The organism is Enterococcus dongliensis, assembly GCF_031927985.1.
GTDB classification, from domain to species: domain Bacteria; phylum Bacillota; class Bacilli; order Lactobacillales; family Enterococcaceae; genus Enterococcus_A; species Enterococcus_A dongliensis.
Window position 1 is genome coordinate 1 of the sequence record NZ_JARPZC010000029.1, and the last position, 11,373, is coordinate 11,373.

An 11,373-nucleotide genomic window follows, 5' to 3' on the forward strand; every position below is an offset into this window, starting at 1 on the left:
AAGCGACTCATAGAATTATTTCCTCCCGTTAAATAATAGATAACTATTAAAAATAGACAATACTTGCTCATAAGTAATGGTACTTAAATTGTTTACTTTGGCGTGTTTCATTGCTTGATGAAACTGATTTTTAGTAAACAGTTGACGATATTCTCGATTGACCCATTTTGAAACAAAGTACGTATATAGCTTCCAATATTTATCTGGAACATCTGTGGTATGGCGGGTAAGTTTTATTAAGACACTGTTTACTTTTGGTTTAGGATGAAAGCATTCCGCTGGCAGCTTAAGCAATTGCTGAATCGAGACTTGAGTGTGCAAGAGCAACCCTAGTGTTCGGTGAATATCCAAGGTACGCTTGTAGAATCCTTCTTCAACAATCAGATAGATGTCAGACGCATGGCTTTCAAAAACCACTTTTTTAATAATTTGTGTGCTTAAATGGTAAGGAATATTCCCAACAATTTTATACCTCTGTTTGTTAGGGAATTGAAACTGTAGAATATCTTGGTGAATTAAAGTGACACGAATGTTCAGTTTTAATTTTTCTGACGATAAGTTGAATAGATGACTGTCTAATTCAATAGACGTTACCTGTTTACTTATTTTAGCCAGTTTCGTCGTTAAATGCCCTTTACCTGTTCCAATTTCGTAAACGGTATCGGTTTCTTTTAAATTCAATTGTTTTATTATTTGGTTGAGTACTTTTTCACTCGTTAAAAAGTTTTGAGAATATTTTATATTTTTGTTCATGTAATCACTCCTGAAGTGATTACATCTATAAATAAATACAGAAGTTAAACGATTTGTTTGTAATTTTAGTTATCTGTTTAAAAAGTCATAAGATTAGTCACTGGTAGGAATTAATCTAACGTATTTATTTATCTGCGTAATCACTGTTTTTAGTCTGTTTCAAAACAGTAGATGTTTTATCTACATTACGCATTTGGAATACCAACATGACGAATCCCTCCTTCTTAATTACAAATTTTTAGCATCTAATTTAACTTCAATTCCTATTATACAAAATTTTAAGATAATGCACTATCAACACACTCTTAAGTTTGCTTCTAAGTCTTATTTCCATAACTTTAGGGTTAACCATACGCAAGACCAATCACTCTCGGACAATACTCATGATTTTAATGATAAAATCCATGTTAAACCCATAGATAAGAAATACACCTGCAATAACCGTTACCTGTTTGTGCCAATTTAAAAATGCACCACTTTTTTATAATTAAAACGGTTGAAAACTGTACCACTAATAACTCACAATAGAGAGATGTCACCGTCAAGTTAAATGTACAAAATAACAGCGAAATTTTTAAATCTATTTCTTATCGATACAAATTCCTCGTAGGCGCTCGGGACCCCTATCTAGCGAACTTTTAGAAAAGATATAAAACATCAGAGTATGGACAGTTGCGGATGTACTTCAGAAAAGATTAGATGTCTAAAAAGCTTGTAGTTAAAGCTTTTTAGACATCTAAATCTAGGTACTAAAACAATTCATCCAGTAAAATATAATATTTTATTTTCTCCCAATCAGGCTTGATCCCCAGTAAGTCAAAAAATAGCTCGACATACTGTTCTTCCCCGATATCCTCCCTGATCGACCGGACGCAGAAGGCAATGTCATACCACTTGTCCGCCCTGCCGCTTCTCCCAAGATCAATAAAGCCACTTACTTTGCCATCTTTCACAAAGATGTTGCTGTCTCCCAGGTCGCCGTGGGAAAAGACAAGTTCCTCTTCGGGCTTTTCCGTCTTTAAAAAATCATACAGCTCGCGCGGATCTTTAAATGGAGTGTCTTCTTCCCAGTTTTCGCAATCCACATCGGCCAGATCGTTATTCAGTAAGTAATCCAATTCGGCTAAGCGGCTGTCTAAGCTATTCGTATAGGGACAATCCGATATGTCGATGGAGTGAAAGAGCCTGATGCACTCCGCATACAGCTCGATAATCTTTTCAGGGCTTTGTTCATCTTCATACTCTTCCGAGCAAAGGACGCCATCGGCCTCACTCATGAGCAGATTGCTCCAGCCATCATGCCGTTCAAAGTGCAGGACCTTTGGAACAGGCAGCTTTCCTTCCAGCCATAGCATCATGTCCTTTTCCCGTTCCACATCATAGGTGGTCCCTTTATACCGGCTGTCCGTCATTTTTAAATATAGGTTTTCATTTTCTCCCACCAGCTTATATACCTTAGCAGGAGACATTCCTTCCGTATCTTTTACGCAGCGGTATTTTTCGATCAGTTTTTTCAATTCCGGTGATATTCTCATTTTAGCCATTTATTATTTCCTTCCTCTTTTCTACAGTATTTAAAGATACCCCAAGAAGCTAATTATAACAAGACGAACTCCAATTCACTGTTCCTTGCATTCTAAAACCTTAAATACCAGAAAACAGCTTTTTCAAAGTTGTTTTCAAAGTTGGCGTATAACATAGTATCGACGGAGCCGATTTTGAAACCACAATTATGATAGAATTTACAAGCTATAAGGTTATTGTCCTGGGTTTCAAGCATTAGTCCATGCAAGTTTTTATGCTTTGCCCATTCTATAGATATATTGATAAGCGCGCTGCCTATGCCTTGCCCCCTGAAATCCTTACATACGGCGATATCTTCTATATAAGCGTACCGGTTCCAATTTTTTCGCAGTTTAACTTTTCCGACGCATTTATCGTCTTGGTAGTAAAGATATATTATCTTATCAGTATTGTCAATATATTCAAGGCAATCTGCCTCCTCATCCTCTTCATCCTCTTCGTCTTGGTAGCTTTTTAAATATGGCGCTTCATAGAGTAATTCTGTAAAGGTCCAATTCTCGTTTTCATACCTCGGTATAATCTTACCTATCACCTCAAATGGTTCGCTGGGTTTATCGATATCTTTCAGGTGCCCTGCTTTCATTTCTGTAATCACTGTTCCCGCCTCTCTTCTATATCAGCGGCATATGTGCTATCCAGGCAGCCGGTTTTACCAGTGTATTTTTTATACATGTCCCTGGTATATTTTGTTATATTCCTATCATACTCCGGATAGGCATAATGAAGCCTTTCCGCCACCTCACCGGATACCGCCCTGAACAATTGATGGCATAGAAATAATGCTTCCCATATGTTTTCATAGGAATCCATCCGGTAGGTGGACAAAAGTTTCTCCCACAAATCCTCGGATATATACCTTTCAATAAACTTATAGTTCTTGCCTACACTTAATTTAAAGCCTGTTTCGATGCCGACCTTCCATGATATCATTCTCAGCAGCTCATGGCGAACAATCTGATTAAAATGATCAATAGCAAATAAAATTTCCTTACGGCACAATCCTTTAATAACATAAGGTGTTACATTCCAAAATTCATTGCAGCAATCATCATACTCCCTTGCGCTTGGCTTTCTTACATGATAATCTATATCAGTCGGAACTATGTCCCTTTTAATTCTACAATCTTTATCAATTAGAACCTTTATTAATTTATCGCCCTTTAGGTAATTATCTAACTCTTCCAAGGGCAATAAGGTAAGATCAATTTTATTGTAATCATCAAATAGCATAAGATAGGAAAATCCCTTTTCTTCAGGTGGGAATAATTCCATATCCTCCGGCTTTTGCATCATTATTATATTCCCAAATTGATTAAGCCAGTCATCATTAGATATAAACGGTTCTATATCACTTACAAAATATGTAATATCATAATCCTGAAATTCATCTTTAGGTATATTAATATTTGCGCGTGACCCCTCAAGGGTCACAATTCGAATACGTTCATCCTGTTCTGCTAAAGAAAGTACTAAATCCATCATTTCTTTTTCTGATCTCATTTACATACTCCTCGTTTATTTTTTCTATATTATTACATCTTCTTTTTTGCAGATACAATCAACATCATGGGACGGCGCATTTCATCCTCCATTCCCGGAATATCCATCATGTTTTCTGGTGGCTGTGGCTCCACAATCTGATTTATTATAAAACCATTTGAAAGCAGTGTGTTTAGATATGTGGTCAGTGTTCTATGATATTTCGTAACCTTTTCTCCCAAAAATACAGCTGTTCGTTTTCCCTCATAATAATAATTGTCCACCGGGAAATGCAGTATTTCTCCTTTTTCGTTATAATGCCAGTCTTGTGTTCCATAGGAAGTAAAAACAGGATGTTCAACCGTAAAAATAAGTATTCCATTTGGTTTTAACATTATATACAAGTTATTAATCAAATCCTCATAGCCTTCTATATAATGAAACGCAAGTGAACTTAATATTACATCAAAACTCTCCTCTGGAAAATCGATATCCTCTATGGCACAGCATTCATATTCAACTTCTGGAAAATGAGTTTTTTCTTTTGCTACTTCAAGCATTTTATGAGAAATATCAACACCTACAACAGAAGAAGCACCGTGTTCCATCGCATAAATACAGTGCCATCCATAGCCGCATCCTAAATCAAGCACACGCTTATCTTTAAAATCCGGTAGCAGCTTTTTCAATGTTTCCCATTCTCCTGCACCAGCTAGTCCCTGCTGTGAGCGACTCATTTGACTGTATTTTTGAAAAAATATATTATCATCATATTTGTTTTCTTTCATTTAAATTCTCCTCGTTTAAAAAGTTATTTATCTCCGTTGCAATTTCTTTCACTTCTTTATAAAGTTTCTCGGTCATATCGTAGCATTCAAAAAGAGAAAGACCGAGTACTTCAAAAATATGATTAACTCTTTCGGCATATTTTTCAGGTTTATATTCAAAAGTTTCAAGCAGTTTTATAGCTTTCTTTTCGTTAATGCAATAAGCATTATTACATGCAAATAATACTTGATTTAAGCATGAAATAATACGAAAAACATGGCCTGCAATATAATATTTATCCTCTGCCCCCGCATTTGCTTTTACAAACATTAAAGAGAATTCAGCTTCAAATATAAAAAAGTTCATCAAGCTTTTCTTTAGAGCAGTAGGGTAAATTTCTGCCTGCTTTTTTAATTCGCATAAGCTTTCGTTCTTAGCATATAGTATTTTACTAATCGCTAATTCTCCACGATACATAGCACTTATATAACCATGGGGATGCCCGGTCTGATAATTGGCAGTAACAATTCCTTGCTCCGTATCTTTGATTATTTGTTCTACCCGTTTTATATCACGTAAAATCAAGTCAACATGATACCCATTTATAAATAACCATCCGCCGCCATTAATCCAATCACCCCACGCTCCGGGAGGCACAACAAGGTTGTTTCTATTTTTATCATCCAATTCTGTAGCAATTTGATTAATCGCTGTCAGGTCAAATGAGTCTGAATTGTAATAGATTCCGATATCTATATCAGAATTTTCTGTATGGGTGCCTCTTGCACGTGAGCCCCCTAATACAATGCCTTCTATAAAAGGCAAAGATGATAATTTCTCTGTTACTATTTGAATAACATTACCTACCATATAAACATCCTCCTTTATTCGTTAGATATTTTTATTTCATCTCCATCTGGTAAAATAAATGCCTGCACAAACTTGACACCTAGCACATCAGCAATGGCCTTCAACTCATCCAAGGTTACTGTTTCTCGTTGTAATTTTTTATTGAAATTCTGTGGAGTCTGGCCAATACGTCTAGCAAGTTCGGAAACACTTATATTCATTTGCTCACACAGTTCTTTAATCATTTCTGCCAAAGCAAAAATCCGTGATTATCCTTCCGGCTTAGAACCAGATCTCAAATCACGGAAAGTGCTTATTTACTAACCTTTTTACACTCTTACTTCTCTACCCTTGATAGCAATACTACCGTCTCAACGTGGATTGAGAGGACAGAATGAATGTCATTTGTGTATGTCCGTTCTCGGAAACATATCCACGACACTTTTTGCACTATCGGTAGACGGGAACATATCCATAGGCTTCGCTGTTTTTTGAAAAACTGAGGTATGCTGTTAATTTTCAGTACCCAATACTGTGAATAACGTTACTCTCCTATTCACTAATGTAATTCAACAATCTTTCTAAAATGTCATGTGTAACTTTTAAGTTGTATTGTTCAATAAGGTGACTTTGCAAATCCATAACTAATAGCAAAGAATTTTTATAGGCTTCAAATAATTCTACCTTATCTAATCGAGCAGTGGTCTTTGCAAATTTTTTATAATTTTCAAGGCTAATTTCTTTTTCAAGGTTTTTACTCATGTTTAGCCAATTATCAGCATTTTTTTCTGCCATACGTATAAGTTGTAGTGTATTTTTTTGAAGTTGTGATAAGAGTTCTAATGAACGAGCATATTCTCCTCTTTTTAGAACGTTGATTCCCATCAACCATAGATTAGAGAAATTACACAACAAAAAATTAGCATTTTCTTCAGTAAGTCTATTTGGTCTTGCACCACTTATCTCTGATAAATAATTTTCTAATTGCCCTGTTTCATCGTAAATAAGCATAGCCTTCGTATCAGGAATATAACCTGAATCTTTAAACGAGGGGATTATGTTCATATCTATTTCAGAAAGGAAATGAAATTCCCCACGTATAAGATTATCAAAAATAACTACCTCTGTTCCGTACTCATTTTTATAAAGCATCAAGTACGGAGCTACGTCAAACAACCAGTTGGATGAATCAAAGTTCGAGGTTATACTATCTTTCAAAAATATATAGAACTCTATATCAGAGTATTGGTCACCTTCTCCTTTGGTAAACGATCCATACATCATACAAGCTGTAATTCGTTCATCTGACTCAGTAAGATTCTTAACGTTTGCAATTAATTCTTTTTGTTTTAACATTTCTTCACCCTTTCATGTAAATATCTTTTAGTTATTGTGGCAACTCAAAATCTCTACAAACCTAAATTAATATTTTTCGTACAAATGTTATTGCAAAAAGCATCATCATGCTCCACAAACAATAGTGTAGGACAATATTCCAAAATCATTTTTTCAATTTGGATACGTGAAAAAATATCAATATAGTTCAATGGCTCATCCCATATATACAAATGTGCACTTTCACAAAGGCTTTTAGCAATTAGTACTTTCTTTTTCTGACCAGCACTAAAATCCACCATGTTCTTATCAAACTGCTCTCTATTAAAATCCAGTTTACGAAGAATCGTTTTAAATAGAGTTTCATCGATCTTATTATTATAGGCAAATTCAGATAGATTACCTTTTAAATATGAAGTATCTTGCGAAATATAAGAAATTTTTAGTCCACTTGCTAGCATAAAATTTCCGGTAAATTTAATATCATCTCCATTAATCAATTTTAGGATACTAGACTTACCACTCCCATTTTTTCCGATAATGGCAACTCTATCACCAATATTGACTCTGAAATTAAGATTACTGCATACTTCTTTATCTCCATAAGACAATGATAAATCATTCGCTTCTATTAAGCACTCTTTGTGAAATTCAAGTGGTGAAATTTTTAAGTCATCATATTGTTCAATGTTGTGGAGCAGTTCTGATTTTTGTAAAACGGCTTCCTGATGTCTTGACTCAATATTTTTGGCACGTTTCATCGCTTTTGCAGCCTTATGTCCAACATAACCCTTATCCAGTTTTGAACCAGAATTTGTTGTTCCATATTTACTTTTTTCTACTTTATTTGACCAGTTTGAACTACGTTTTGCTGCATAAGACAACCTTCCTATTTCTTTAAGGAGTTTCTTGTTTTCTGCCAGTTCAAAATTATCTTGTAACGTTTTGTTCTCCCACCAAGAAGTAAAATTTCCCTTTTGGATTTCGATATTTGTTTTATTGATAGATAGTATATGGTCAACACATTGATCAAGTAAGCTTCTATCATGAGATACCAAAATAAACCCCTTCTTGCGTTTCAAATAGTTTTGCACTACATTACGTGCATCGATGTCAAGATGGTTTGTAGGTTCATCAATAAGCAGGAAACAACTCGCTGTAAGGAATAAAGCTGCAAGAAGGACCTTTGTTTGCTCACCATTTGACAATGTATTAAACGGACGATATAAAGCATCTTCTTGAACATCAAGCAATGATATTTCACGAAAAATCTCCCAATCCATACATTCCGTACAAATACTCTTCATTACTTCAATTGTATATAGACTCTTATCTTCCACATCATAAGGAAAATACTCAAACTTAACTGTAGAACTTATATTGCCGGAATACGCATATTTGCCAAGCAGTAAATTTAAGAAAGTAGTTTTACCGCGTCCGTTTCTTCCAATAAAACCGAGTTTCCAATCTGTATCTATCTGAAAACTTACATTTTCAAAAATATTGTCATAACTTCCTTCATATGAAAAAGTTAGATTTGAAACATTTATTAAGGACATATATTTCTTCCTCCTTTACATTATAAAAATTTTATAAGCAAAGTCGGTTTTCGGCATTAATTACTCTATAATGTTATCCAACTCTGCAAGGATTTTGTCATGAATGACATAGTATCATTGTCTATCACGTTTATCTTCCTTTCTTTTACAAATATTAAAAGCCGCAAGAAAGTAAATTCTTACGGCTCAAAAACAAATACTATTATTACCTTTTGTTATACATAACATAAGGTTACTGTAATGTATTATTGAGTGTAGAATACTTAACTTTCTTGCAATTTGCATAACAAAACAAACGGTTCTATAGCCGTTTCTTTAAATATCTTATTATGCATCATATAATTAGCAAGAAAAGTTATACATTCTTCCACCTCCAAGTCGTTTTATTATATCATATTATCTTTAAAAATCCAATATAATTCTTCTGTTCTCTTTCTAAAGATTACCCTTCTACATCAATCTCGACTCCTGATTTGAATTCAACGGCGAACTTATCATGAAATACCGTAACTTTTTCTATAAGCCTCCTTACTAACTGCTCATCATATTCCTCTAACTCACAGGATTGTTCATTAAAGAAATCAGTCATTTCAGCGATTCGTTGCCTTTTTCCTTCACGCTCTGCATTTTCAACAAGTGCATTTTGCTTCAATTCTCGAAGGTGGTAGATTTCATCAGCCACATCTTCATAGTCATTCTTGGATTTTGCTTGGATAAGAAGCTGTTGTTGTAATTCTTCCAATTTGCTATCAATATCATTGGTGGCATTATCATTTTCTTCATTAAGTATAGTAGCTATGTTTTTCTGCAACGCCTGGAGGAAGGGTTCTTTGTTAGCCAAAAGTTCGTTAATAGCCTTGACCACTGCTGTCTGCAATGTTTCCTCGTTTATGGTAGGGGCAGTACATTCAGATCCTTTTTCCTCCAAACGGCTGACGCATCTCCAAACAATAGACTTGTAACCTCGGTTATTCCAGTGTACCCGGCGGTAAATATCACCGCACTGGCGAGCAAACTGCAACTGCAACTATGCAGGCACTTAATCTTAAAAGAACTACTTTCTATAAACTGGTGAAGGAAGTGATTGTATGATGACGATGTGTCCACGATGTTTAGAGCTATACAGTGAAATTTGGTCGAAGCCTTGTTGTAAATGCGCCGATAAGACCATTCCTGTTGATATTGAACTCATCAATGTCGTTCAGATGCTGCTCACTAGAGGCTTCGATGTATCTTATGCCACTTGTTACCCAGATAAAGAACAAGGTGAGATCGAAGCTATGGAAATTGAGATTCACTTTAGGGAATTGTATCCGCAGGCTCTCTTTGATGGTCTCCCACCTGACTGGATTGTAATTGACGAATACCCAGTTCTTGGCGGTAAGGTTCTTGATGAACCTGTTGATATCCTTACATGTGCAATCGAATATCGATTTGAAGAGAGCATCCATATTCAAAAGGATATCGCTATAAGCAATCTGGAAACATGGCTCGAAGAGAAAGACCCGCAATCTTGTAGGGCTATCCTTACATTGGCCGGCTTCTGAAAAAGCAAGACCCTCTCAACAGTAATGATCTGCTGAAAGGGTACTTTACTTTAATCTATGACCTTGAAGTGCCTTAATGCGTCTTTAATAGCTTCTACTTTATATTCTGGTGCTGGTTTATATGGGCGTTTTAGTTCTTCAACTGCGTTTGGTGCGTCGTACATCGGCAGGCCTAAGTTTCTTTTGACCTCTGCAATGTTTGCAGTGTGAACTTTGAAGCCGTACTTTTCTTCGATATACTCCTGAATAAGCCTGTAGGTGATACGATCTGGCTGGATTTTTCGGTCGTCTGCGTACTCCATTTTTACACTGATAAAATCGTCTGCACTTTTGTGGGACAATAAAACACACGTCTCAACGTGGCTCGAGTTGATGGCATTGATGTCTTAAGCTGATTTTTAACCCTTTCGTTCGCGGGAACGTATCAACGGTATTTTGATTATTTTTTAAGAAACTGATATATGGGGGAACATATCGAAGCAATCAATAATGCACATTAACAACTAGTCTTTGTTATATTTAAACTATTCGAAAAGGTAATTGGATATTAAGGGAAGACTCTATAGACTTTTTCATATGATTAACGAGTTCAGCCACCTCAGATTCCATTCCTTCCCACTTGTCAACACACTCTCCTAAATAAGCCTCTCTCGCTTTGTTGAGTAAAGTAGCATGCTCATCGGGTAATTGAGGTATCGCCCATTCAGCTGCCAGATCTTTTGAGCGAATTTCACCAGTAGATGCTGTCAGCCACATTCTGGCTAAAGTTAAAATCACATTGCGTTCGTCACCGTTAATGCTAGCTATCAACCCGGGCAACGATTCTTTAATTGCTTTTCGAATATCTGTCATTGGCACAGGCTCAATTACTTCTGTTGCCTTTGGTCCCAAAAGGTTAATACTATTTTTTCTTAGTTGTGCTAAAAGTATTGCTAAATCCGGATCATAAGTCGACTCAGGAATTTCTCCCTTTTCAAACTGCTCTCTTAGCCACTCGCCATACATAAATTCATATTTGGGGGGGAAATGCCAAGGGACAATATCCTTTTGATTTATGACCGTAACTTCAAGAGGCCTCATATCTTTTATGTTTCCTATTTTCCCAGATATAAGCATTAACCTATTTGTAAGATTCCTTCGAGTTTTTTCAGATAAACTTTGATTTGTTATTACCAAAATATCTACATCGCTATTCATACGTAAACCACCCATTACTGCCGAACCATACAAATACACCCCAATTAACATATTATCAAGTAGTTCCGCTATAGTTTTTAATGCTTGAATTGCTTCTTTCGGAATTTTTTTGTTACTTAAATCTATACTCAACTTCGATCTCCTTTCGTCTGAAAACTGTTTTTTAACGCCTCTTAAAATTTATAAAAAAAGAGTAAACATCTTTCGTTGTATTGTAAATTAACACCATCCAAAATTTTGATTCAAGATTTTCTTTCGGTTTATTATATGTTTGAGCCAATATAAGCTACAAAACTGCTGTC

The 11,373-nt window shown here is 35.5% G+C and carries 14 protein-coding genes and 1 pseudogene; 1 reads left to right on the forward strand and 14 read right to left on the reverse strand.

Annotated elements, in window-relative coordinates:
* Positions 1-15 precede the first annotated feature (15 nt).
* The 12 genes and pseudogenes from erm(B) to P7D84_RS13200 all read right to left on the reverse strand — a co-directional run bounded on the left by erm(B) (position 16) and on the right by P7D84_RS13200 (position 9,354).
* Complete coding sequence (erm(B), locus tag P7D84_RS13145) at positions 16-753, reverse strand: 23S rRNA (adenine(2058)-N(6))-methyltransferase Erm(B) (protein ID WP_001038789.1); 738 nt, start codon at positions 751-753, stop codon at positions 16-18.
* Positions 754-877: 124 nt separating this feature from the next.
* Positions 878-961: a 23S rRNA methyltransferase attenuation leader peptide gene (locus tag P7D84_RS13150; RefSeq protein ID WP_001814874.1), complete on the reverse strand. Its 84-nt coding sequence runs from the start codon at positions 959-961 to the stop codon at positions 878-880.
* 48 nt (positions 962-1,009) lie between these two features.
* Positions 1,010-1,093, reverse strand: a pseudogene (locus P7D84_RS13155) (MLS leader peptide); the annotation flags it as partial.
* A gap of 409 nt (positions 1,094-1,502) precedes the next feature.
* Positions 1,503-2,297, reverse strand: a complete 795-nt coding sequence (gene aph(3')-IIIa, locus P7D84_RS13160) for an aminoglycoside O-phosphotransferase APH(3')-IIIa (RefSeq protein WP_001096887.1) — start codon at positions 2,295-2,297, stop codon at positions 1,503-1,505.
* A gap of 92 nt (positions 2,298-2,389) precedes the next feature.
* A complete protein-coding gene (gene sat4, locus P7D84_RS13165; RefSeq protein WP_000627290.1) occupies positions 2,390-2,932 on the reverse strand; it encodes a streptothricin N-acetyltransferase Sat4 in 543 nt (180 codons plus the stop codon).
* Positions 2,929-3,837 (reverse strand): aminoglycoside nucleotidyltransferase ANT(6)-Ia, encoded by a 909-nt coding sequence (locus tag P7D84_RS13170; RefSeq protein ID WP_001255866.1) that lies wholly within the window; start codon positions 3,835-3,837, stop codon positions 2,929-2,931. Before P7D84_RS13170 ends, sat4 begins: the two co-directional genes overlap by 4 nt.
* A gap of 32 nt (positions 3,838-3,869) precedes the next feature.
* Complete coding sequence (locus P7D84_RS13175) at positions 3,870-4,604, reverse strand: class I SAM-dependent methyltransferase (protein WP_010725595.1); 735 nt, start codon at positions 4,602-4,604, stop codon at positions 3,870-3,872.
* Positions 4,585-5,454 (reverse strand): nucleotidyltransferase domain-containing protein, encoded by an 870-nt coding sequence (locus tag P7D84_RS13180; protein WP_185185109.1) that lies wholly within the window; start codon positions 5,452-5,454, stop codon positions 4,585-4,587. Before P7D84_RS13180 ends, P7D84_RS13175 begins: the two co-directional genes overlap by 20 nt.
* A 14-nt stretch (positions 5,455-5,468) precedes the next feature.
* Entirely contained in the window at positions 5,469-5,678 is a 210-nt protein-coding gene (locus P7D84_RS13185) for a helix-turn-helix domain-containing protein (protein WP_185185110.1), read from the reverse strand.
* Between the two features lie 307 nt (positions 5,679-5,985).
* Complete coding sequence (gene lnu(B) / locus P7D84_RS13190; RefSeq protein WP_073285199.1) at positions 5,986-6,789, reverse strand: lincosamide nucleotidyltransferase Lnu(B); 804 nt, start codon at positions 6,787-6,789, stop codon at positions 5,986-5,988.
* Positions 6,790-6,842: 53 nt separating this feature from the next.
* Positions 6,843-8,327: an ABC-F type ribosomal protection protein Lsa(E) gene (gene lsa(E) / locus P7D84_RS13195; RefSeq protein ID WP_002294513.1), complete on the reverse strand. Its 1,485-nt coding sequence runs from the start codon at positions 8,325-8,327 to the stop codon at positions 6,843-6,845.
* Positions 8,328-8,769: 442 nt separating this feature from the next.
* Positions 8,770-9,354, reverse strand: coding sequence for a recombinase zinc beta ribbon domain-containing protein (locus P7D84_RS13200; RefSeq protein WP_002294511.1), 585 nt, complete (start codon positions 9,352-9,354; stop codon positions 8,770-8,772).
* A 61-nt stretch (positions 9,355-9,415) separates the two neighbouring features.
* Between P7D84_RS13200 and P7D84_RS13205 the strand changes: the two genes are divergently transcribed.
* The gene (locus P7D84_RS13205; protein WP_002325145.1) at positions 9,416-9,874 is read left to right on the forward strand and encodes a hypothetical protein; all 459 of its coding nucleotides are present in this window, start codon (positions 9,416-9,418) and stop codon (positions 9,872-9,874) included.
* A gap of 50 nt (positions 9,875-9,924) precedes the next feature.
* Here P7D84_RS13205 and P7D84_RS13210 read toward each other — a convergent pair whose 3' ends face one another.
* Together P7D84_RS13210 and P7D84_RS13215 are read right to left on the reverse strand one after the other, a co-directional pair.
* Complete coding sequence (locus P7D84_RS13210) at positions 9,925-10,215, reverse strand: hypothetical protein (RefSeq protein ID WP_010733534.1); 291 nt, start codon at positions 10,213-10,215, stop codon at positions 9,925-9,927.
* A gap of 178 nt (positions 10,216-10,393) precedes the next feature.
* Positions 10,394-11,203 carry an ANT(9) family aminoglycoside nucleotidyltransferase Spw gene (locus P7D84_RS13215; RefSeq protein WP_002294509.1) on the reverse strand — a complete coding sequence of 270 codons (810 nt, stop codon included), beginning with the start codon at positions 11,201-11,203 and terminating at the stop codon, positions 10,394-10,396.
* Positions 11,204-11,373 lie beyond the last annotated feature (170 nt).

Bases quoted from the DNA above. Each gene is read 5' to 3' on its own strand.
- P7D84_RS13150 (WP_001814874.1), bottom strand. From the start codon at position 961: ATGTTGGTATTCCAAATGCGTAATGTAGATAAAACATCTACTGTTTTG.
- P7D84_RS13170 (WP_001255866.1), bottom strand. From the start codon at position 3,837: ATGAGATCAGAAAAAGAAATGATGGATTTAGTACTTTCTTTAGCAGAA.
- P7D84_RS13175 (WP_010725595.1), bottom strand. From the start codon at position 4,604: ATGAAAGAAAACAAATATGATGATAATATATTTTTTCAAAAATACAGT.
- P7D84_RS13180 (WP_185185109.1), bottom strand. From the start codon at position 5,454: ATGGTAGGTAATGTTATTCAAATAGTAACAGAGAAATTATCATCTTTG.
- P7D84_RS13185 (WP_185185110.1), bottom strand. From the start codon at position 5,678: ATGATTAAAGAACTGTGTGAGCAAATGAATATAAGTGTTTCCGAACTT.
- P7D84_RS13205 (WP_002325145.1), top strand. From the start codon at position 9,416: ATGATGACGATGTGTCCACGATGTTTAGAGCTATACAGTGAAATTTGG.